Below are 22742 nucleotides of genomic sequence, written 5' to 3'. Positions count from 1 at the left end.
CGCACATGCCGATGGCCTCGCCCGCCAGCAGATAAAACCGAACCTCTCCCCAGTTCACCGCAAGGGCCACAAGGAAGCTCACCACGGCCGCGACAAAGCAGACAAAGATATCCTGCCAGATCACCTGGCGTTTTTCACTGCGGGCAAACACCCGGAAAATGCGAAACACATCGTAAAACGCGCCGAGCGCGAATCCAACTGCCAGAGCCATCAGAAAACCCTGGCCCTGCTCCTCCAGAGTAAGACCCAAAGCGCCATCACCCCGCTATCGGAACATCTTGGAGAACACACCGCCCCCACTGCTCTGTTTTTGATCGGTATAGGTAACAGAATAGATTTCCCCCGTGATCGTCAGCTCGCCGGTTTCGGTATTGAGCTTGCCGATCTGCAGGTTCCGGCCGCGGATGACGATTTCGCCAAGGTCGGTATACGCCACCACCGTCTGGTCGTCGAAGCTGTCTACATTCGAGACCCCTGTTGCCGTAAGCGTTTTTCTGTTATCCACAATCAGGCTGTGCGGCGCGCGGACCGTTTTGGCTGCTGGTTTCTTTTCTTCCGCCATGATCGTACCCTCCCGACAGTATAGTTTATCACAATTCCGCTTTTCTTCCGGTCTTTTCCACCTGCGGAGAGGGCAAGGAATCCGGCGCGAAAGCGGATTGGGCTATACTACATATATGCTGGCGCAAAGGGACATATTCTGGCTCAGTTCAGGAAACCGCCTCGTACATTTCGGACGCTTCCCCTTTGGGGGCGTATTCGCTCACCCGCACCACGCGCACTTTCAGGCTGCGCGCGCCGAGCTGCAGCTCCAGCACATCGCCCTCCTTTACCTCATAAGAGGCGCGGGCGACCTTGCCGTTTACCATGACCCGCCCGGCGTCGCACGCTTCGTTTGCAACGGTGCGCCGCTTGATCAGACGGGATACTTTTAAATACTTATCCAATCTCATGAGACAAATTTTCTCCTTTTCTATGCTTCTATAAGGCCATTGAATCCAAGGCCGTCGTTTCTCCCGCCCAAAACGGAAGAAAAAGCACAACGATCCACTCTGCCGACGATAACACAAAAGGCCACGGCAAACGCAAAACGCCTGTCCGCAGCCTTCAATATCGATAACAGTTTATTTGTCGGTAGCATCCTTAAATGCTTTGCCAGCCTTGAATGCCGGAATCTTGGACGCGGGGATCGTGATGGGGGAATTGGTTCTGGGGTCACGGCCCTGTCTTTCGTTGCGGGAACGAACCTCGAAAGTACCGAAGCCAACCAGCTGAACCTTCTCCTCTTTCGCAACGGTCTCGATGATGACATCGATCATTGCATTCACTGCGCTGTCGGCGTCCTTCTTGGAAATAGCGGCTTTCTCTGCCACTGCAGAAATCAATTCTGTTTTGTTCATAAGATTTGTTACCTCCAAAATTTTATTTTTCAGTCTGGTTTTCCAGCTGGGGAATGGTACGCTGTTTTACTTCATCCCAAAGCCTGTCCAACTCTTCAGGCGACAAAGTGTCCAGCCGCTGTCCCCTTTCCTTGGCCAACTCCTCCGCCGCGGTAAAACGCGCGATGAATTTGTTGCAGGAAATGGTCAGCGCCTGCTCCGGTTCCGTTTTCAGGTGCCGGGCCGCATTCACTACTGAAAACAAAAGATCTCCGACCTCCTGCTGGCAGTCCTGCGCATTACCCCTCCGGATCGCCTCCTTCAGTTCCGCGGTTTCTTCCTCCACCTTTTGCAGCGTCTGCCAGACATCGGCAAAGTCATACCCCGATTTTGCCGCTTTCTGCTGCACCTTGGCACTGCGCATCAAAGCTGGCAGTGCGGGTGAAACGCTTTCCAGCACCTGTGCCTGAGTCGACTGGTGCTTGGTGCTCTTTTTGATGGCATCCCAGTTTTTGAGAACCTCCGCGGAATCCTGGACATGGACATCCCCGAACACGTGGGGATGCCGAACAATCAGCTTTTTACAGATGCCGTCGGCAACCTGATCAAAATTGAACCTGCCTGCCTCAGTTTCCAAATCTGCATGGAACACTACCTGAAGCAGCACATCGCCCAGTTCTTCCTTCAGAAGCTCCGTATCTTCGGTGTCGATGGCTTCGACCGCCTCATACGTTTCTTCAATCAGGCAGGCCCGGATGCTTTGATGTGTCTGCTCCCGGTCCCAGGGGCATCCCCCGGGCGAACGGAGAATTCTGACGATTTGCAGCAGGTCCTCAATCGTGTAAGTTTCTTTTCTTTGAAAATCCAATCTGACAGGTCCTTTCCTGGAATATAGCCGGCGAAAACTAGTACTATATTACCTTATCCATCCATGTTTTTCAAGTATTTTTGCAATTTTTTGCCCATTCGGGAGCATCAAAATATCATCGCGGCAAATTGCACGCAAACACAGCAGCGAAAGCGAATAAACCAGCACCGCCGCGCCTACTCCGCCCAGCGTGGAAAGATTCTCTGAAAGAACATGCGAAAGCAGCCCTCGAGTCGACCACGCAGCGGCGCAGCACAGGATGGACGCGATGAGCGGCTTGCCGAAAATCGAAAGAAAATCCGGCAGGATTCTGGTCTCGCGGCACAGACAGATCAGCGCCGCCACCGTGAGGAAAAAATAGCAGACCAGTGTGCCCGCGCCGGCGCCCAGCACGTTGATTTCCGGAATTCCCACCAGAAAGTAATTGAGCGTCACCTTGATCGTCAGCCCTACCGCCAGAAGCTTTACGGGCAGATCGACCCGGCCGACCGCCTGCAGCATACTGTTGACCGGCGTGCTGAACGACGCGAAAATCGCGCCGACTCCCATAATGACCAGAACATGAGAGGTAATGGGCAGTGAGGGGCGTGCGCCGAATACCAGGCGCGCCACCGGCCCCGCCATCACCGCAAGACCCATGCCCGCGGGGATGCTGAACAGTGCGGTAACCCGTAGAACCGCTTCCATGCTCTTTTTCAGGTGCAGTGCTTCCCCGCGCGTATACGCGGCGGTCACGTTGGGCAGCGCACTGATGCCAAACGCCTGTGTGATGGCCGGTACCAGCATAAACAGCGTCAGCGCCATGGAGAAGCAGCCGAACAGAAAATTCGGGACGGTATCTGTCTCAATGTTGATCTGTGGTATCATTCCCTGATACATGGAAAGCAATACCTGTGGATTTTGCTCCATTACATTGTGTATCCGGGTCTGCAAAAAGGTGGTGTCCACCATGGCAGCCACATTGACCGCCATGGCCCCGATCCCGATGGGGATCGCCGTTCTCACCAGACGGGAGACCGTTTTGCGCATGCTGCGCGGCGGCGGAGAATTTCTCAAGTTTTCTTCCGTAATGCCGTCGCCGATCAGCTTGTGGCGACAGAACAGGAACAGAAAGCTGAGGAGCGAGCCGACCGTTACGCCAAGGATCGCGCCCGCGGCGGCGTAGGGCAGCACCGCGCTCCTCGCGTAATCGCGCGAAGCGGCGGCCACGCCGAACACCGTGCCGAGGGTTTCGTATTCCTTCATTCCCTGATGCAGAATCAGGCAGGCGGCGGAAAGCCCGACCGTCAGCTTGCTCAGCGCTTCGATGATTTCTGAAATTGCGGTGGGATACATATTCCGCAGACCTTCATAGTATCCCCGATAAATGGCGGTTAAACAGCTGAACAAAATCGCCGGCGCCAGCGTGTACAGCGCGGGCAGGGCGTTTTCGTTGCCGATGATTTTTGCGTAGGCGGCTGCGCCGAACACCATCAGCGCAAAGCCGACCGTTCCGGTGCCGATAAAGATGGGGGCCGACGCGCGGTGGATGCGCCGGATGTCACGGTAAGCGCCGCGGGTGCAGCTTTCGGAAACCAGGCGCGAAATCGCGATCGGGAATCCTGCTGTGGCCAGGCTGTAAATCGGCCCGTAAAAATTATAGGCCGTATTGAAATACCCCAGGCCATCCTCCGTGATAACCCAGGTCAGCGGCACCTTGAATAGGGCGCCGATCAATTTTACGATTAAAATGCTCGCTGTCAGAATCAAAGCACCGTGTAAAAAGCTCTGGCTCTTCCTGCGGGAAGCTTTCCCCATAGTAGCACATCCATTCCCCAAAAATCCCGTTCGGGCGTTTGCCCTCTCTTTGGAATTTATATTAGCCCCGGGGAACGGTTATGCGAAAATCCATCGATACACAAACGCCCGGATTCCGCCAAAACGGAATCCGGGCGTTTCATTCGTCTGTTTTGCTCAAAGGGGATTACAGCTGGGCAGAAGCTTCCTGAATCTGCTCCTCGAGCGCCTTCAGCTGATCCTGAAGCTCGTCAATCGCGACCATTGCTTCGGCTACCAAATCCGCAGGATCGCTGTCTGCTTTTTTGGCGTCGTAAACCGCTTTGCCCAAAGCCTCATACTTTTTGTTGATTTCGTTATTCAGCTCGGCCGCACTGATTTTCAGTTTGGATACATCCACAAGCTGACCGGCTTTTTTCCCGACCGCATTCGCCGCCGATTTCGCATTGATGACAACATCTTCAAAAAGGCCCATCGTAGACACGCTCCTTCGATTTTTGTTACTTCGATTATACCACCTATTTGGCTAACAATGCAAGAATCTGTCCTGTAAACAAATTATAAATTATTTGTGTGCAAAATGGTCCAAACCTGTAAAAAGCATTCAGACTGTCGAAAACCGCCGGGCGGCGCGAAACCGATGCAGTGAAATCAAATTATTTCGCAATTCGGCGGCAGCGCAGCTTTGCCGATCATCCGAAACTTATTCCACGGCGCTCTGGTAGATGCTCCCGCCGATAAACTCCCGCAGAATGGAGTTTTCCGGCACAAGGCTTTCGTCCACCGGCACAAAGCGTTCGAGCTGTGTGAGGAGATGGCTGGTGTAATGATAGCGGGGATGCTCGCACGAAATTTCGCGCAGCAGCGGGATGGCCTTACGGCGCAGAATACAGGGCTCATACATGTGGATGGAATTGATCGTGATGTTGCTCACGCTCTTGTACGGGCGGATATAGTTGTTCTCGCCGTCAAGCACATTCTGCCACATGGAGAGCGTTCGCTCGGGGCCGGCACCGCGGAAGCTGTAATCGCGCACCACGCGGCGGATAAACCGCAGATCGTTGTGCGACAGCACCACGCCCGCGCTGTCTTTAATATCCTGCTTGACGCTGATGTACAGCTTGAGCAGGTGATCCTGCGGCAGGTGCGCGCTGATGCGCGGGTTCAGCGCATGGATTCCCTCGAAAATGGCCACGCCGTTTTCCGGCAGAGCCACCGGCTTAGTATGGCCTGTCGGCTGATGGATGGAAAAATCGAATACCGGCACATCGCAGCGTCCGGTTTCAATCAGGTTCATCATACAGCTCTCCAGCACGGGAACATTCAGCGCATCCACCGATTCATAATCGTGATCGCCGTTTTTCAGGAGAGGCGCCTGGCTTTCTCCCCGGTAAAAATCGTCGAGAGAGATCGTCGCGCAGCGAACTCCGCGGTTCTGGAGCATCTCTTTCATGATCTCCATGGTTGTGGTCTTGCCGCTGCTGGACGGCCCGGCCAGCAGAATGATCTTATTGCGCTCCGGATTTTCCGTGATGGTATTGACGATGGAGCCCAGGTACCGGCGATAGGCGGATTCAATTTGCTCGATCATGCCGATCGGGTCGGTTTTGGCTGCCTCGTTGATCTGCTCGAGGTGATCGACATATTTGACGTAGCTATTTGCGAAATAGTTCATACAGCTCTTTCACCTGCTCCTTCCTTGCAATCATTTCCTCATGTCTGCTGACATATTCATACGGAAATTTAAAATTGAAAATACGCCGCAGCGTATCGGAATACGGGTCCTTGACTTTGCTGACGGCGCCCGCGCCGCAGGCCAGGATCGTATGGGTCTCATCCATGATGTACACGTTATAATCACTGTAACAGCCGGGCTTGGCCCAGCCGGTATTTTCCAGATTGCCGACCATACGGCTCTGCCGGTACAGATAGTATGGCTCGTACCCGGACGAAAACAGGCTTTTCGCGGTGTCGTCCAGCATCTGCGCGGCCGCGGCGGCGTCGGGATCAAAGCCGTCGCGCTCCGACTGGTTCAGCCGGGAGGAACGTTTCAGAGCCAGCGTATGCACGGTAACGCTCTCCGGGTCAAGCCGCAGCACCTGTTCCAGCGTGCTGCGGTAGCCCTCCACCGTATCGCCGGGCAGGCCGACGATCAAATCCATATTGATATTGTCAAAGCCCATTTTGCGGGACAGCTCAAACGCCGAAACCGTCTGCGCGGTGGTGTGGCGGCGGCCGATCCGCTCCAAAATCTCGTCATTCATCGTCTGGGGATTGATGCTGATGCGGGTCACGCCGAATTCTTTGAGCACCTGCAGGCGCTCGGGCGTTACGGTATCGGGCCGGCCGGCCTCCACCGTAAATTCGCGGCAGGACGAAACCGGGAAATGGGTGCAAAGCGTATCGAGCAGCGTGCGCAGCTGCTCCGGCGAAAGGGTCGTGGGCGTTCCGCCGCCGATGTAGACGGATTCGAGCCGCAGGCCCAGCTCCCCAGCCACCTTTGCCGTATGTTTCAGCTCCTTGCACAGCAGGGAAACGTATTCCGGCATCAATCGAATGGCCTTGTCCACCGACTGTGACACAAACGAGCAGTACGCGCACCGCGTGGGACAAAACGGGATGGAAATGTAAAGGCTGTACGATTCGGGACGGGATTTGGACAGGATTTTCTGCTCGTTGTCCATCGTCACCACGCTCAGCCGCGTTTTTTCGGGTGTGACAAGAAAGCCGGAGGTAAAATGCCCGATGGCCTGCTCCCGGCCCATCTGCCCGCACAGACGGCGCAGCAGCTTGATCGGGCGCACGCCGGTCAGAATGCCCCACTGCGGGCGATAGCCGCAGCGCTCGGCGAAGAGCTCAAACAGCATCACCGCCATCAGGCGCTCCGCTTCTTTGTCCATCCGTAGGATGGACTCCGGAAAGAACCTGCTGTCCTCCAGCATCCGGCCGCCCAGGTGCAGCCGCACGGAAATCTGCACCTGACCGCCCTGCTGCCGCAGGCCCGTGTAAACGGTGGTCTGCGTTTCCGGCAGCGCTTCGGGGACTTCAAATATCGTTTTGATTTCTTCATAAGGCAGGAACACCCGGCACAAATTTTCCATTTCGTAATGATACGGGTGCCCGTCGACCAACAGAACCATCAATAAAATTCCTCTTCATTTAGAAACGGATTGTACCGTCTTTCTCTCTCCAGGGTTGTGGAGGGGCCGTGGCCGGGATAGACATAGTAGTCGCCCTCCAGATCGGCAAGCTTCTGCAGGGATTCCTGCATGTCGCGGCTGCTGCCGGTGGCAAGATCGGTTCTTCCCATAGAGCCGGCAAACAGCGTATCGCCGCTGAAGATCACATCATTCACAAGAAAGCAGCAGCTGCCGACGGTATGCCCGGGCGTAAACAGCACTTTGATTTTCAGGCTGCCCAGCTCAATGACGTCCCCGTCGTCGAAAATGTGGTCCGGCACAAAACTCTCGTGCCGGATCGAGGGCAGCATGCTGCCCTGGCTGATTTCAGGGTCGCCGGCGCAGGGCGCGTCGGGACGGGAGATGTACACCTCGCACCCCGTCAGCTCTTTGACGTGCGGCACACCGTCGATATGGTCAAAGTGGCCGTGGGTCAAAAGGCAGAGCGTCACTTTTTCCGCAGGCAGAGCGCGGATGGCTTCATCCAGCCGCGCAGAAGTAAAACCGGGATCGATCACGGCGGAAAGGCCGGTTTCGTCGTCGGTGAGCAAATAGCAATTTTCTTCCAGCAGTCCGCCGGTAATTGCGTTGATTTTCATAAGCCGAGTCTCCTTCCAATCAGTCGTGAGGGGATACCAAGCCCTCAGGAACGGCGAACGGACAGAATGCCTTCGATTCCGCTCAGCTTCGAGATCACGCCGGCCAGATGGTCGATACCGTTGACGGTGATGGTAGCGGAAATGATTGTTTTGCCGTCCTTTGTTTCGCGCGAGTTCAGCGAGTGGATGAACAGGCGCAGGGTAAACATCTGCTGGGTCAGGTCGGCAAGAAGTCCCGGGCGGACCTCCGCCACGATTTCAAGGGTGGATTTGAATTCCTCCTTGACCTCGCCGCTCTCCCAGTGCGCGGAAACCCAGCGTTCCGGCTCAGGGGATTCTGCAATATTCCGCGGCACGTTGGGACAGGACCGTTTATGAACGGACACGCCGAAGCCGCGGGTGATAAAGCCGATGATCTCGTCGCCCGGCAGCGGGTTACAGCAGCGCGAGAACTTGATCAGGCAGTTTTCCATGCCGTCGATGAGAACGCCGCCCGCCGCCCGTTTGATGGGGCTTTGGGACTGCTTGCGTTCCGTCGTCTGAGCCGGCTTTCTCGTTTTCAGGTATTCCTCGCGCAGGCGGGGCATGTTCTTCCACAGCTGGATTCCGCCGTAGCCGATGGCCGCGTACACGTCGTCCATCGTATTGCAGCTGACCTTGCGCCCAATGCCGAGCAGGAAGTTTTTCAGTTCTTCTTCGGTGAGCGCGATGCCGTTGCGCTTTAACTCACGCTCTACCTCGGCACGGCCCTCCACAATATTTTCATCGCGGCGCTCTCTTTTGAACCACTGGCGGATCTTATTGCGCGCCTCGCTCGTCTTTACGATCTTGAGCCAGTCGCGGCTGGGGCCGTGGTTAGCTTCCTTTGTGGTGAGGACTTCGATGATCTCGCCGTTTTTGACTTTATAGTCGATCGGGACAATGCGTTTATCCACCTTGGCGCCGATCATGCGGTTGCCCACCGCGCTGTGAATGGCATAGGCAAAGTCGATGACCGTAGCGCCCATGGGCAGGTTGATGACCTCGCCCTTCGGCGTAAAGACAAACACCTCTTCCGGCACAAGGTCGGATTTGATGTTGCGCACGATGTCGGTCGCGTCGCTGTCCTTCTGATTTTCGAGCATCTGGCGAATCCATGCCAGGCGGTTTTCAAGAGAATCGCCCTTGCCGGCAAGGCCCAGTTTGTATTTCCAGTGCGCAGCGATACCGTATTCCGCCGTGTGGTGCATTTCCCAGGTACGGATCTGCACTTCAAACGGGATTCCCTCTTTGCCGATCACCGTGGTGTGAAGCGACTGGTACAGGTTCGGCTTCGGCGTGGAAATATAATCTTTAAAACGGTTCGGCAGCGGACGGAACATGTCGTGAATGATGCCGAGCACGTTATAGCAGTCGTTGACGGTATCCACGATCACGCGCACCGCGTAAATATCGTAAATTTCATCCATGCTGCGGCCCTGCATGAACACCTTGCGGTAAATGCCGTGAATGCTCTTAACGCGGCCCTGAAGGTACACATTGGGGATCATGCGGGAAACACGGTCGTAGACCAGCGCCTTGGTCGTTTCAATAAAGTGGTCTCGGTCTTTTTTGCGCAGCTCAAGCGTATTTTCGATCTCCTGGTAGGCAATCGGGTCAAGGTAGCGCAGAGAAAGGTCCTCCAGCTCCTCCTTGATGGCGCGGATACCGAGACGGTGCGCGATGGGGGCGTAAACCTCCATGTTCTCCAGCGCCTTGTCGCGCTGCTTCTGGGGGGTCATGTACTCCAGCGTACGCATATTGTGCAGGCGGTCCGCCAGCTTGATGATAATGACGCGGATATCCTCGGACATGGCGATCAGCATTTTGCGGATGTTTTCCGCCTGCTGCTCCTCGCGCGAGGAATAGGGAATCCGGCCCAGCTTGGTAACGCCGTCGATCAAACTGGCAATATCCGACCCGAACTGCTTTCTGATCTGATCGAGCCCGACGGAGGTATCTTCCACGACATCGTGCAGAAGGCCCGCCGCCACGGACTCCGAATCCATACCAAGCTCCACAAGGATGCACGCGACCGACACAGGATGAATGATGTACGGCTGGCCCGAAAGGCGCTTTTGCCCCGTGTGGGAGCTTTCCGCAAGCCGGTACGCCCGCCCGATCAGATCAAGATCAAAATCGTGGCCGCTCGTTTCCATCGCCTGCAGAAGATCATCATAGGTTTTTGAAGTTGTATCAGTCATGTGCAACACCATCTTCTTTGATTTGGTTAATATCACATAATATTGGGGATTCAAACAAATTGACCTTCTGATCTGTTTCGCACAGCTCAACATTTAGTTGATCGCCGCTCTGCTGAAGCAAAAGCAGGCCGCGCTCCGCAAATACTTCCAATGCGGTCAGAAGCCGGGCGTAGCCTATTTTGCCGCCGTCGAACCGGTAGAGCAGAAGCTCCGCCCCGCCTGACCAGCCGCCCCGCTCCCGCAAAAAGCGATACAGCTGTGCAAAATTTGTGTAATCCGGCAGAAGCTCTTCCGCTTCTTTCAGAGTGAGATCGTCTCCCCGCTTATATTTTTCAAAGGTTAGCTTGCCCCGAATAAACGCGTCTGTATCCAGTGCCGACAGCTTCATCTCCCGGATAAACACAGAAAGCTGCATTTCACCGCGGAATTCCTTTGCGTCCAGCGTAACGGCCAAATCCAGCTCATCCCCGGGCTCATAGGGAAACTCCTTTGCGGTGGTATGGAACAGCATGCAGTTCGTCATGGTTCCGTCGCGGGAAAACGTCAGCCGCAAATGCTTTCCTTCCCCCACCGGGGTGATTTTTTCAAGACGCATACGGTACAGCCCGAACAGCGGCGCCGGGTTGTCTGTGCCGAACGGCTCCAGCGCCTGCAAAAGGCCCGGCAGCTCCGGGCTGAGCGTGGCAGGGCGCAGCTTGCAGTCGAGCCGCAGGGTGGGAACCGCATCCGGAACACCGGCCGCGTAGCGGTTGACTGCCTCGCGGAACGCCTCGATATTCTCTGCGGGCAGGCTGATACCGGCCGCCATGGGATGCCCGCCGAATTTTGTAAACAGCTCCGAACAGGAGCAGAGCGCTTCGAATAAAGAAAAGCCCTCAACGCTGCGGCCGGAGCCCTTGGCCTGATCCCCCGAATACGAGATGACCATGCAGGGCTTGCCAAAGTGATCAACCAGACGTGCCGCAACAATACCGATCACGCCGTGGTGCCATTCGCGCCCGGCGACGACCAGCACGCGGTCGTACAGGCGTTCGGGGTGCTCCTTTAAATCCTGCAGGGCGCTCTGAAACAGCTCGGATTCAATCTGCCGCCGGCAGTCGTTGTCGTCGCAGATTTCCTCTGCCAGCTCGCGCGCCTCGTCGGGGTCTTCGCTGACCAGCAGGCGCACGGCCCTGCCTGGCGAACCGATGCGGCCCGTCGCGTTGATGCGCGGCACGATCGAAAAGGCCACGTTCCCTGCAGTCAGCTGCCGCCCTGCCATACCGGAGCGCTCGAGCAGCTCGCGGATGCCAAGGCGGTCTGTACGCGAAAGCAATCGCAGCCCCTCGCGCACCAGCAGCCGGTTTTCGCCGGTGAGCGGCACCACGTCGCCGATGGTGCCCACCGCAACCAGATCGGCATAGTTTTCGATCAGCCCTTCCAGATCGCAGTCTTCGCCCTCAAGCGCCATAATCAGCTTAAAGGCAACGCCCACTCCCGCAAACTGCTTATAGGGAGAAGCATCGTCCGGCCTGTGGGGATCCACCACCGCCACCGCGTCCGGCAGAACCTCCTGCGCACGGTGATGGTCGGTGACAATCAGTTCCATGCCCAGCTCTTTGACATACTCGGCTTCCTTGACCGAGGCGATGCCGTTATCCACCGTAATAATCAGGTTTACCTGCCTGCTGTGCAGAAATTCCACCGCATTCAGATTCAGGCCGTAGCCCTCCCCCTCACGCTCCGGAATATAATACATCACATTGCCGCCGCAAGATTCCAGGTAAGAGTACAAAATAGCCGTGGCGGTCACGCCGTCTGCATCGTAATCCCCATAAATTGCGATTTTCTCAAAATCGTCCAGCGCACGGCGGATTCGTTCCGCCGCCTTGTCCATATCCGCTGTTAAAAACGGGTCGGACAGCTCCGACCTTTCTCCCAACAATTCTTCTATCTGATCGCACCGGTGTGCGCCCCGAATCTCCAACATCATTGCCAGAAAAAACGGAAGACCGTACTCCTCCGCAATCTGCGCCGCACGCTCTTTGTTCAGAGGGGACACCAGCCATTTTTTCAACCTCAACCTGTTCACCTACCTCATGAAAATTAATTGTACCATTTTGCGTCAAAATATTCAATCATTTGACAAAAATACTACGATCTGAGCAAAAAGGAACTTTCTTGCAAAAATCAGCCTTACTCTGTACAATACATCCCTCGCCTGCGGAACCGGTAGCTTTAGAAAAGTGTGTTATGCAGTAAATAAAGAAAGGCAGGCCCGCGTGCTTTTATGGGCCTGAAAATCCACTTGCTGCGTGTTTTTCCAGAGCCGAAACCGAGATGAATCGTATTTTTTATGACCTTTCCCGGTGAAAGTCAATAAAGAAACATCGAACCAATTGGCCCGATGTTTCTTTATTGATACTATTTTGTTAAGATTGAGTGCCGTGTAAGCTTCTAAGAAGTTCTTTAACTTCTCCGTTCATAATAGACGGCAACAAATCATTTATTGTCTCAAAGGGCAAATTCCACCAACGAACCTGAAGCAGTTTGTTTATGGCAGCTTCATCAAATCGCTTTCTGATTTCCGTTGCAGGAACACCCCCAACAATGGTATATGGAGGAACATCCTTTGTCACCACCGCCCGCGCTCCTATGATTGCTCCATCCCCTATATGGACACCGGACAGGACGACGGCCTCATAGCCAATCCAAACATCATTGCCGATCACAATATCGCCTTTGTTGTCCCACGCGGAAGCAACCTCTCTTTTGTCCAAGCCCCATTCTTCAAAGAACAGAGGAAACGGATAGGTTGAAAGCGATTTCAGCGTATGATTGGCACTGGTAAAAATAAATTTTGCCCCACAAGCGATAGAACAAAACTTACCGATCAACAGACGGTCATGATTGATTGGGTATTGATACAACACATTATTGGTTTCAAAACGCGCTGGATCAGATACAAAATCGTTATAGATCGTATAGTCTCCAACGATGATATTCGGATTTGTGATGATGTTTTTTAAATAGACCGTTTGATTATCATTGGTACGTGGATACACTTTTTCCTCTGGAATAGTCATAAAATCCTCCTAACAGATTATTTGTTATTCAACTATTCCAGCCACTACAATGCACTTTTTCACGCCGTCACCCGCTCTTTATTATTAGGATGTTATTCCTCAAGGGAATCTACTTGTTGTTCTTTACTTCCTTGATCAGCTCCCGCACATCGCCGTCGATCGCCGGGAATTCCAGCGAAAGCTCTTTGAGCGTTTTCACGATCACGCTGAGCACAAAATAATCGCGGAACCACCGGTGATTGGCAGGAACCACATACCAAGGCGCTTCTTTTGTGCTGCAGTGCGAAAGCACATCGGAATAGCAGTGCTGGTATTCGTCCCAGAAACGCCGTTCTTTCAGGTCGGCCGCGGAGAACTTCCAGTTCTTTTCGGGGGTTTCCAGCCGCTCCTCCAGCTTTTTCTGCTGAAAGTCCTTCGAGATATGCAGAAAGAACTTGAGCAGAATCGTATCGTTGTTGACCAGATATTTTTCAAATTCGCGGATCTCATCAAACCTGCGGTGCGCCGTTTCGTCGTCGATCGTCCTGTGCACACGGGTCACGAGCACATCCTCATAATACGAGCGGTTAAAAACGACGATGTCCCCTCGCTTCGGCGTTTTCTGGTGGACGCGCCACAAATAATCGTGATTGAGCTCCAGCGGCGTGGGCACCTTGAAGTTTTCCACATAAAAGCCGTTGGGGTTGATGCCGGACAGCGCCCTGCGCACGGTGCCGTCCTTTCCGCTGCAGTCCATCCCCTGAAGCACGATCAAAAGGGCATACTTTTTCGAGGCATAGAACTTTTCCTGCAGCTCCTCAAACTCGTCATGGAGTTTTTTATACTTTTCCTCAATGTCCGCTTTGGAAAGACCGGCAGTATCGTCGGGGCGAAAGTCTTTCACACTGATATGATCCTGATTGGAATTGACCGTAAATTTACCGAACAACTGGATTCCCTCCTCCTTTTGAAACGCAAACCAGACAGCTTAGAATTGATTTCATTATATTCTTCTGTATCTGATTTCTCAATATGCGGGGAAAAATATAAGAAACAGCGCCGCATGAAGCAGAGGATTGCGAAAAGCGATTTAACGTGATAATATGAAAAAGTACACTACACGACATGCGATGGAGGGCAAAACATGGAACAGTTTCAGAATGTTACCATAGTAAAGAAAGCCAATATTTATTTTGACGGCAAAGTGACCAGCCGCACTGTGCTGTTTGAGGACGGTACCAGAAAAACCCTCGGCATCATGCTGCCCGGACAATACGAATTCGGAACAGGAGACAGCGAGCTGATGGAAATTCTGGCGGGCACAGTAAGAGTACTCCTGCCGGGCCGGACAGAATGGCAGACCATTGAGGCAGGACAAAGCTTTGAGGTTCCCGCCAACAGCAAATTCCAGATTGAAATGCAGGAGCCCGTGGACTATTGCTGCTCTTACGGCAAAGAATAACTCACGGACAAAGCAAACAGGAGGCTTTTCTCATGGGTCTTTTTTCTCCCCGCTGGCACGAGGTCTTTTTCAGCACCAATCTGGAGCAATTTTTCCGCGGCCAGAATGTGTTGAGAGAGCACGGCCTGCCGTTTAAAACCAAGACGGAAAACCGCGCCTTCCGGGAATCCAGAAATAATCTGGGCGGAAGAACCCCCATGCTGACCAGAGTGCACTTCGGCCCGGAAAGCGGCGACGAATACCGGATTTTTGTTGCGGAGGAAAACACCGCGGCAGCCAGGTTTCTGCTGCAAAACAACGAGAGAGCAGACGGATAAACACAAAGAAAGCAGGCCCGAAGCCGGAAAACGAATCCGCTTCGGGCCTGTATTTCAGGGAGCGGAATCGTTCGCGATTCCGCTCCCTGTTTCTTTGAAAGGTATTTTTAACCCTTCTTACGAAACCTTCACGACGCCAAACGTGGTCTGTTCCCCGTTGACATCCCATTCGGCGGTGTATCCATCGGTTTCGCCAAGGCGGATTTCGTCCGCAAGCACCTCACGGCTGATTTGTTCGCGGTTTTTCCACAGAAGGTCGGCCAGCTTATCGTTGCCGTTCTGGTACACGACAATGCGGTCGGTCACCTCGAAGCCGGCATCCTTGCGCATGGACTGCAGCTTGCTGATGATCTCGCGCACAAAGCCCTCTTCCACCAGCTCGGGGGTCAAGGTCGTATCGAGCACGATAGTCACGCCCTTATCGGACATGGACTCAAAACCTTCCTTCTGGGCGGTTTCGATCAGGAGCTCTTCCGCGGTGAGAGAAATCTCTCCGGTAGAGATCAAGAGCTTGATCGAGCCGTTCTGATCCAGCTCCTTCTTCGCAGCGGAGCCGTTCAGGGCAGCCAGAGCCTCGCGGACTTCGTTGATCTGCTTGCCGTACTTTTTACCGAGCAGCTTGAGCTGCGGCTTAAAGCGGTAATCCGAGAAATCGGACGCATCCGACACAAAGTGAACCGTTTTGATGTTCAGCTCCTCGCGGATGATCCCGCGGTAATCCTCGCCCAGATCACGCTCCGCGTGGATGAACAGGTTCGCCAGAGGCTGGCGGATCTTCATGCCGACCTCGTTTCTGGCCGCGCGGCCCAGCGTGACGATCTGCATGGCCTGCTTCATGTCCTCTTCCATCTTCGTGTCGATCATGGATTCCTCGCACTGCGGGAAAAGGCACAGATGCACGCTTTCGGGCGCTTTGGGGTCGATGCTGCACACCAGGTTGCGGTAAATCTGCTCCGTCATGAACGGGATCATCGGAGCCGCGGCCTTCGCCACCGTCACCAGGGCGGTGTAAAGGGTCATATACGCGCTGATCTTATCCTGGGTCATTTCTTCCACCCAGAAGCGCTCGCGACTGCAGCGCACATACCAGTTGCTCATATCGTCCACAAAATCCTGAAGCGCACGGGCCGCCTCGGGAATGCGGTAATTTTCCAGATTGGTGTCCACGTCGCGCACCATCGAATTCAGACGTGAGAACAGCCATTTATCCAGCAGCGTCAGCTTGTCGGGCTCGAGGCGGTACTGGGTAGCGTCGAATTCGTCGATGTTGGCGTACAGCACAAAGAACGCGTACGTGTTCCACAGGGTAGAGAGGAACTTGCGCTGGCCTTCCACCACGGCTTTGCCGTAAAAACGGTTTGGCAGCCATGGGGCCGAATTGCTGTAAAAATACCAGCGGATCGCGTCTGCGCCGTACGTTTCGAGCGCATCGAACGGGTCGACCGCGTTGCCCTTTGATTTGGACATCTTCTGCCCGTTTTCGTCCTGAACATGGCCCAGCACGATGACATTGCGGAACGGCGCCTGATCGAACAGCAGCGTGGAGATCGCCATCAGAGAATAGAACCAGCCGCGGGTCTGATCGACCGCCTCAGAGATAAAGTCCGCCGGGAACTGCTCGTGGAACAGCTCCTTGTTTTCAAAGGGATAGTGATGCTGGGCGAACGGCATGGAACCGGAATCGAACCAGCAGTCGATCACCTCCGGCACGCGGTGCATCTGCTTGCCGCAGTCGGGGCAGGTGATGGTGACGGCATCAATATAGGGGCGGTGCAGCTCAATGTCCTCCGGGCAGTTCGGGGACATCTTTTTGAGCTCCTCGATGCTGCCGACCGCATGGCGGCAGCCGCATTCGCACTCCCAGATATTCAGCGGGGTGCCCCAGTAACGGTTGCGGCTGATACCCCAATCCTGCACATTTTCCAGCCAGTCGCCGAAACGGCCCTTGCCGATGGCCGGGGGAATCCAGTTGACGGTGTTGTTGTTGCGGATCAGATTTTGGCGAACCGCAGTCATTTTAATGAACCAGGATTCTCTTGCGTAATAGATCAGCGGGGTGTCACAGCGCCAGCAGAACGGGTAGCTGTGCTCGAACTTCGGCGCGGCAAACAGCAGGCCCCTTGCTTTCAGGTCGTCCAGAATCAGCGGATCGGCATCCTTGACGAACACGCCGGGCCACGCGGTTTCTTTTGTCATTTGCCCCTTGCCGTCCACCAGCTGAACGAGAGGCAGACCGTAAGCGCGGCCCACACGGGCATCGTCCTCACCGAACGCAGGCGCGGTATGAACCACGCCGGTACCGTCTGTCAGCGTGACATAACGGTCGCAGGTGACGAACCAGCACTTCTCCTTCGGCTGCACAAAGGGAAACAGCGGCTCGTATTCCTTATATTCCAGATCGGTGCCGACAAAGCTTTCCAGAATCTCAGCGTCCTCACCGAGAACAGTGTTCACGAGCTCCGCCGCCATATAATAGACGGTATCGTCTTTTTTGACTTTTACATATCTTTCGTCGGGGTTTACGCACAAGGCCACGTTCGAGGGCAAAGTCCACGGGGTGGTCGTCCACGCCAGAATGTAGGCGTCTTCTCCCTTTACCTTGAACTTGACAATCGCAGAGCGCTCCTTGACGTCCTTATACCCCTGCGCCACCTCGTGGCTCGACAGCGGCGTTCCGCAGCGCGGGCAGTAGGGAACGATCTTGAAGCCCTTGTACAGAAGCTCTTTCTCCCAAATCTGTTTCAGCGCCCACCATTCGGACTCGATAAAGTTATTGTCGTAGGTGACATAGGGATGATCCATGTCCACCCAGAAGCCGACCGTGCGGGAGAAATCCTCCCACATGCCCTTGTACTTCCAGACGCTTTCCTTACATTTATCGATGAAAGGCTCCAGGCCGTAGGCTTCAATCTGATCCTTGCCGTTGATGTGTAGCAGTTTTTCCACTTCCAGCTCCACAGGCAGGCCGTGCGTATCCCAGCCGGCCTTGCGCGGCACCTGCTTGCCCTTCATGGTCTGGTAGCGGGGCAACAGGTCTTTGATAACGCGGGTCAGCACATGGCCGATGTGCGGCTTGCCGTTCGCCGTAGGCGGGCCGTCATAAAAAACATAAGGCGCTCCCTTGCGGCGGGTTTCCACGCTTTTTTCAAATACATGGTTCTCCTGCCAATACTGCTCCACTTCTTTTTCACGGTCCACAAAATGAAGATCTGTGGATACTTTTTGATACATGGTCTGTACCTCCTACAATATTACACTCACACGAACAAAAAACCTTCGTCCTGATTCAGGACGAAGGCCAAACTTCGTTATACCACCCTTTTACATACCGCCATATGCTATCCCGGTAACGGGGGAATCCCGGCACGGCCTACTCTGATTCAGCCTGCGGCTCCAAAGTGATCTTCGTCTTTTTCTACTCTGGCCGGGCTCTCACCTTCCCCAGCTCGCTTTGCATTTTGTAAAAAGCTTACTCTCTTCGTCTTAGCCTTTGTTTGTTATTTAAAATACTGCTCTAAGGCTACCACCAAACACGTATTTTGTCAAGAATTCTGCGGCGGGCTTTCTCATCGAAACCTTTCTGGACAGAGCCTGCCGAAAAACATGCGGGTCGTCAAGAACATAGCAAAGAAGGTGGCAAAACCAACAAAGAAAAAGGATGGTTGTTCTATGGGACTGATTTTCGGGGCGTGACCGCCCTACAGACATACAGAAACGCTGCAAGCAAAACCGTAGAATGATTTTGCGGCTGCACGACTTTCCCTACGGTCTGTTGACAACTGCTTTTTCTGAGGGCATACTGATAGTATCGCCTCTGCCCCGTTTTCCTCTCTACAAAGCGTAGGTTGCTTTGGGGCTGCATATTTGTTATTCTGGCGAAGAATGGCCGTTTGACAGACTACGGCAGTTTCTTTCCACTTTCAACGGGGAAGAAATCCATCATTTTCAGCAGAAGGACAACTGCAAAGGGAGAATTTTCATATGATACAGTATGTGACGGGAACCACGATAAAATTCCTGCGTGAGAAAAAAGGATATACCCAGCGTCAGCTGGCTGATCTGCTGGCCGTGAGCGACAAGGCTGTTTCCAAATGGGAAACGCAGCGCGGCCTGCCGGATATTTCTCTTCTGGAGCCGCTGGCGAAGGCACTCGGTGTCTCCGTTGCGGAGCTTTTATCGGGGGAACAGGTGACCAACAGCAACCGCTCCGGCAACATGCTGCGCACCTGCATTTATGTCTGCCCGGTATGTGGGAATGTGATCCACTCGCTTGGCCAGGGCTCGTTTACCTGCTGCGGCATCACCCTGCCGGTGCAGGAAGCGGAGGAAGCCGATGAGGCGCACGGCGTCTGCGTGCAGCAGGTAGAAAATGAGTATTATGTTACGCTCAGGCACCCGATGGAAAAGGATCACTTTATTTCATTTCTTGCCCTGATCACGCCGGATCAGATTCAGATGAAAAAGCTGTACCCGGAGCAAAACCCCGAGGCCCGCTTTGCGATGACCGGCACAGGGATGCTGTACGCTTACTGCAATCAGCACGGCCTGTTTCGGGTAAGCGTCAGTCCTAAGAGGCGAACATCATGGAAATGACGTTTTTCGTTTCCCTTTCGGTAGAAGAGGCGCTGGAACGCCTGAACAAGAGGATCGACAGCGCGATGAGTGGCTGGGCGTTCGAGGTTTACCGGTTAAACACACCGGAAGGAAAACAGGTTGCGGCTACGGCATACCGAAAATATTACATGCGCACCGGGCGCGATTATCTGGTGATGCAGGCCGTTCTGGATGATTTGACCGGAACGACCCGGGTTCATTTTTCCGGCACCGACGTCAAAACCTGGGACTTCGATCTGGGCGCGGCGGCTGCCTTTCAAAATTGGATGAAAGAGGCTTTATCGGATTCGATTCTGCCTGATCCGTAACTCGATCAATTATTTTAAATCACGTATGAAGGAGGATTTCCCCGATGGAAAACACTGTTTTTCTTTCGATCAGCTTATTCGACGCGATGCAGAGAATCAATGAAATCATTGTGCAGGGAAGCATCACCGGCGAGCAGATCGACAGCTACACCGTGAACGCGAGAGGCGCCGGCCAGTGCGTGGTGTTGATTTATGAAAAGCACTACTGGCGGGCCAGCAACCGCCTGACCCTTACGGTGACGCTGGATGATTTTGAGGGCAGAACCCGCATGCACTACGTCAGCGGAGGCGGCGGAGAAGGGCTGTTCCGTTTTGACTGGGGCGCGGCAAACAGCTTTGAGGAATTCCTGCTCGATGGCCTGCGGGGCGTAATCATGTCATGACCCCGCCGGTACAGAACGGCGCATTCCGCAGCGAAACCATTTTGGCAGAGCCCGATTTCACACGATCTTCTCACTCATCCCGAATCGGGCTGCACCTGCACACAAACCGAAAAAATCCGGAATCCGCTCTTGCCAACGGAACCTGAATCTGCTATAATGCTTTTGTTAGTTTTTTCTAACACGATCATCTTGTGCGTACCTAATCATGGACGCGCTCACTGTAACAGCTATTTGCGGCGGGGGTCGCTGCCCCAAAGTTAGCGTTCGCTAACTTTTAGACTGCAAAATCAGAAACGAATAAAGGAGACAGACAGGAATGGCAACAAGAAGAGGCCCTCGTTTTAAGGAATGCCGCCGGTTGGGGGTTAATGTTTGCGGGCACCCCAAGGCCATGAACCGCGCGGGCGCACTGGCATTCAACAAGAGAAGAAAAGTTTCGGAATACAGCATGCAGCTGACCGAAAAACAGAAGGTAAAGGCGTACTACGGCATTCTGGAAAAACAGATGGTCCGTTATTACCGCGCGGCGGAAAAATCCAAAGGCAAGACCGGCGATGCTCTGCTGCAGAAGCTTGAGTGCCGTCTGGATAACATGGTATACCGAATCGGGTTTGCCAACTCCATTCGTCTGGCTCGCCAGCAGGTAACACACGGCCACATTCTGGTGAACGGCAAGAAACTTTCGATCCCGTCTTATGCAATTCAGCCGGGTGATGTTATTACGCTGCGTGAAAAATCCAGAAGCAACGAGCTGTTCCGTACCAATTTTCTGGACGGCAGGGGGTTCGCTGTTCCTTATCTGGAGCGCGATTTCAACGCCTTCAGCGGCACGCTGACCCGTTTGCCCAACCGTGAAGAAATTCCGGTGGAAGTCAACGATCAGCTGGTCGTTGAGTACTATTCGAGGTAACCGCCATGCGCAGCCCGGCCTGTAAATATCAGCAGCCCGGATTCTGGGAGTGGACCCTCGGAAAGCAGGACGTGTGGAACGACCTGTTTGTGCCGCCGGAGGAACTCCGGCAGCCTGTTTTCGTCAACGCCTGCGTTGCGGACGAGCGGCGCTTTCTGCTCGACAGCAACTGGGCCTGCTACCCGGACACTGAATCCGTATTGGGCTTTGTGCAGTATATTTTTCTTCCCACCGTGTTTTACTATGTGCTTCACCCCGAAAACGATCGTCTGATGGTACCCATCCAGTCCACGGCGGAGCTTCTGGAGATGGTTCAGACAACCGATTCTCCCCATCGCCTTGCGATGAGCGGCTTTGTTTTCGAACTGAGCGCCGTATGGCAGCGCACCGGGGAACAGCGGGAAACAGCCCTGCGCCGTTTTTGCAGCCGGTTTAACCGGTACTGGCAGCGCGAGGATTTTCAGCTCAGCCTGCATGTTTTCTCTCACGCGGAAGAAGTGGCTTCTTATTTAAAGGAGCTGGTCTGGTGCGAAGAGCTGTTCGAGGAAGAGTTCGGGTATTCGTATGCCCAGCTGGACGAACTGTGCACCCGGTTTGAAACAGAGCCATTCGCGAAGCACCTGCTGCTGAACTGGCTGAACACCCGGATCGGCAGCCTTACTTAACATGCAATCACCTAAATTTCGATAAAAAGCTGAAAAACATTGCCCGGCAGGGAAACCTGCCGGGCAATGTTTTTCATAGAACTGATTGATCAAAGAGGAATCAACGGTTTTTCATTTCGTTTTTATCCCCCAAAAATGTTTTGACCTTTTTCTTCAGCCGGCAAAACGCATCAATTGTCGAATACCCTGACAGTTCAAAGCTGGAATAATAGGGCTTTTGCGCTTCCCCGGACAAATCGTACTTCTGTTTTCGTTTGTTCCACAGCCAGCGCCAGACATTTTCAAAAAAACTCATCAAAAGCAAAACAACTGCGAGTGAAAAAGCAGACCGGTTGTCAAGCCAGTTGATACAGCGAAAAAAGCCCAGAACCACCACCATCCGTACAACCAAGCTGAAAAAGCCAACCAGCTTTACTTTCATAGATATCCCCTCCTCCCGGAAGATTCAAAATGCAGCTGTAACCGCGGTTCATTATCAGCCGCTGTTCTACTGCCTGAGGAACAGAATTCGTTCCCCTCTGTTTTCAGCCCAAAGTACAAAGATACCAATGTACTTATTATAGTTTTTAATGAAAACCATTTTATTTTTATAAAGAAATATCGGTATCATTATAATCGATACAGATAATAACGACACCGATGTTCCCTTTTATTTTGGATTTGAAAATCTTTAAGAGGGCGACAGCAATTTCAGCCCCACTACCCCGCCGATGATCATCATGACGCACAGCACCTGCGGCAGAGTGATCGCCTCTCGAAACCAGAAGATGCTGAAAATCAGCGTTCCAGCCGTGCCGATCCCCGTCCAGATGGCATAGGCGGTGCCGATCGGCAGCTCTTTGAGCGACAGCGACAGAAAATACATGCTGGCGATCAGCCCCACAATCGTCACCGCACTGGGGACTAATTTGCTGAAGTTTTCGGATATCTTCAGCCCGACCGCCCAAACCACCTCAAACAATCCTGCGATCAGCAAAAAGACCCATTGCATTTTTGCTACAACTCCTTTCTGTTCA

General features: G+C 53.8%; 24 protein-coding genes. 7 read left to right on the top strand and 17 right to left on the bottom strand.

Annotation, left to right across the window (positions count from 1 at the left end):
• From yabQ to TY09_RS10220, 14 genes are all read right to left on the bottom strand, one after another.
• A partial coding sequence (gene yabQ, locus TY09_RS10285) for a spore cortex biosynthesis protein YabQ (RefSeq protein ID WP_042433892.1) occupies positions 1-250 on the bottom strand: 250 nt, incomplete at its 3' end.
• Between the two features lie 15 nt (positions 251-265).
• Positions 266-562, bottom strand: a complete 297-nt coding sequence (yabP, locus tag TY09_RS10280; protein WP_009065926.1) for a sporulation protein YabP — start codon at positions 560-562, stop codon at positions 266-268.
• A gap of 148 nt (positions 563-710) precedes the next feature.
• The gene (locus tag TY09_RS10275) at positions 711-953 is read right to left on the bottom strand and encodes an RNA-binding S4 domain-containing protein (protein ID WP_009065970.1); all 243 of its coding nucleotides are present in this window, start codon (positions 951-953) and stop codon (positions 711-713) included.
• A 171-nt stretch (positions 954-1124) separates the two neighbouring features.
• Positions 1125-1400, bottom strand: a complete 276-nt coding sequence (locus TY09_RS10270; RefSeq protein ID WP_009066053.1) for an HU family DNA-binding protein — start codon at positions 1398-1400, stop codon at positions 1125-1127.
• 22 nt (positions 1401-1422) lie between these two features.
• Positions 1423-2247, bottom strand: coding sequence for a nucleoside triphosphate pyrophosphohydrolase (gene mazG, locus TY09_RS10265; RefSeq protein WP_042433890.1), 825 nt, complete (start codon positions 2245-2247; stop codon positions 1423-1425).
• A 48-nt stretch (positions 2248-2295) separates the two neighbouring features.
• Complete coding sequence (locus TY09_RS10260) at positions 2296-4044, bottom strand: putative polysaccharide biosynthesis protein (protein WP_042433886.1); 1749 nt, start codon at positions 4042-4044, stop codon at positions 2296-2298.
• Positions 4045-4210: 166 nt separating this feature from the next.
• Positions 4211-4498, bottom strand: a complete 288-nt coding sequence (locus TY09_RS10255; RefSeq protein WP_009065899.1) for a hypothetical protein — start codon at positions 4496-4498, stop codon at positions 4211-4213.
• 228 nt (positions 4499-4726) lie between these two features.
• Complete coding sequence (locus TY09_RS10250; protein WP_009065938.1) at positions 4727-5698, bottom strand: uridine kinase family protein; 972 nt, start codon at positions 5696-5698, stop codon at positions 4727-4729.
• Positions 5679-7163 carry a coproporphyrinogen dehydrogenase HemZ gene (gene hemZ / locus TY09_RS10245; protein WP_042433884.1) on the bottom strand — a complete coding sequence of 495 codons (1485 nt, stop codon included), beginning with the start codon at positions 7161-7163 and terminating at the stop codon, positions 5679-5681. The genes TY09_RS10250 and hemZ overlap by 20 nt, the downstream gene beginning before the upstream one ends.
• Positions 7163-7801 carry an MBL fold metallo-hydrolase gene (locus tag TY09_RS10240; RefSeq protein WP_042433881.1) on the bottom strand — a complete coding sequence of 213 codons (639 nt, stop codon included), beginning with the start codon at positions 7799-7801 and terminating at the stop codon, positions 7163-7165. Before TY09_RS10240 ends, hemZ begins: the two co-directional genes overlap by 1 nt.
• Positions 7802-7845: 44 nt before the next feature.
• Positions 7846-10023 carry a RelA/SpoT family protein gene (locus TY09_RS10235; RefSeq protein WP_042433878.1) on the bottom strand — a complete coding sequence of 726 codons (2178 nt, stop codon included), beginning with the start codon at positions 10021-10023 and terminating at the stop codon, positions 7846-7848.
• The gene (gene recJ, locus TY09_RS10230; protein ID WP_242841478.1) at positions 10016-12079 is read right to left on the bottom strand and encodes a single-stranded-DNA-specific exonuclease RecJ; all 2064 of its coding nucleotides are present in this window, start codon (positions 12077-12079) and stop codon (positions 10016-10018) included. Before recJ ends, TY09_RS10235 begins: the two co-directional genes overlap by 8 nt.
• 355 nt (positions 12080-12434) lie before the next feature.
• On the bottom strand, positions 12435-13088 hold the full coding sequence (locus TY09_RS10225; protein WP_042433872.1) for a CatB-related O-acetyltransferase: 654 nt from the start codon (positions 13086-13088) through the stop codon (positions 12435-12437).
• A gap of 109 nt (positions 13089-13197) precedes the next feature.
• Positions 13198-14016, bottom strand: coding sequence for a PPK2 family polyphosphate kinase (locus tag TY09_RS10220; RefSeq protein WP_042433869.1), 819 nt, complete (start codon positions 14014-14016; stop codon positions 13198-13200).
• A 195-nt stretch (positions 14017-14211) separates the two neighbouring features.
• On the opposite strand from TY09_RS10220, the gene ppnP reads away from it, so the two are divergent.
• On the top strand, positions 14212-14529 hold the full coding sequence (ppnP, locus tag TY09_RS10215) for a pyrimidine/purine nucleoside phosphorylase (protein WP_009066092.1): 318 nt from the start codon (positions 14212-14214) through the stop codon (positions 14527-14529).
• Between the two features lie 32 nt (positions 14530-14561).
• Positions 14562-14846 (top strand): hypothetical protein, encoded by a 285-nt coding sequence (locus TY09_RS10210; RefSeq protein ID WP_042433866.1) that lies wholly within the window; start codon positions 14562-14564, stop codon positions 14844-14846.
• Positions 14847-14963: 117 nt separating this feature from the next.
• Here the strand turns inward: TY09_RS10210 and ileS are convergent, their stop codons facing one another.
• A complete protein-coding gene (gene ileS / locus TY09_RS10205) occupies positions 14964-18077 on the bottom strand; it encodes an isoleucine--tRNA ligase (protein WP_042433863.1) in 3114 nt (1037 codons plus the stop codon).
• Positions 18078-18827: 750 nt separating this feature from the next.
• Here ileS and TY09_RS10200 point away from each other — a divergent pair.
• The 5 genes from TY09_RS10200 to TY09_RS10180 all read left to right on the top strand — a co-directional run bounded on the left by TY09_RS10200 (position 18828) and on the right by TY09_RS10180 (position 21726).
• The gene (locus TY09_RS10200) at positions 18828-19439 is read left to right on the top strand and encodes a helix-turn-helix domain-containing protein (protein ID WP_042433860.1); all 612 of its coding nucleotides are present in this window, start codon (positions 18828-18830) and stop codon (positions 19437-19439) included.
• Positions 19430-19768 (top strand): hypothetical protein, encoded by a 339-nt coding sequence (locus tag TY09_RS17625; protein ID WP_052335597.1) that lies wholly within the window; start codon positions 19430-19432, stop codon positions 19766-19768. Before TY09_RS10200 ends, TY09_RS17625 begins: the two co-directional genes overlap by 10 nt.
• A gap of 44 nt (positions 19769-19812) precedes the next feature.
• A complete protein-coding gene (locus tag TY09_RS10190; RefSeq protein ID WP_042433857.1) occupies positions 19813-20151 on the top strand; it encodes a DUF6054 family protein in 339 nt (112 codons plus the stop codon).
• Positions 20152-20467: 316 nt separating this feature from the next.
• A complete protein-coding gene (gene rpsD / locus TY09_RS10185) occupies positions 20468-21061 on the top strand; it encodes a 30S ribosomal protein S4 (protein WP_042433854.1) in 594 nt (197 codons plus the stop codon).
• Between the two features lie 5 nt (positions 21062-21066).
• On the top strand, positions 21067-21726 hold the full coding sequence (locus tag TY09_RS10180) for a hypothetical protein (RefSeq protein ID WP_042433851.1): 660 nt from the start codon (positions 21067-21069) through the stop codon (positions 21724-21726).
• Between the two features lie 100 nt (positions 21727-21826).
• On the opposite strand, the gene TY09_RS10175 is transcribed toward TY09_RS10180, so the two are convergent.
• Positions 21827-22147, bottom strand: a complete 321-nt coding sequence (locus tag TY09_RS10175) for a hypothetical protein (protein ID WP_042433848.1) — start codon at positions 22145-22147, stop codon at positions 21827-21829.
• 249 nt (positions 22148-22396) lie between these two features.
• Positions 22397-22717, bottom strand: a complete 321-nt coding sequence (locus TY09_RS10170) for a DMT family transporter (RefSeq protein WP_009065976.1) — start codon at positions 22715-22717, stop codon at positions 22397-22399.
• Positions 22718-22742: the final 25 nt, after the last annotated feature.

This window comes from Faecalispora jeddahensis, assembly GCF_000577335.1.
Classification (GTDB): Bacteria; Bacillota; Clostridia; order Oscillospirales; family Acutalibacteraceae; genus Faecalispora; species Faecalispora jeddahensis.
This window is presented reverse-complemented; position numbering and strand designations above follow the sequence as displayed.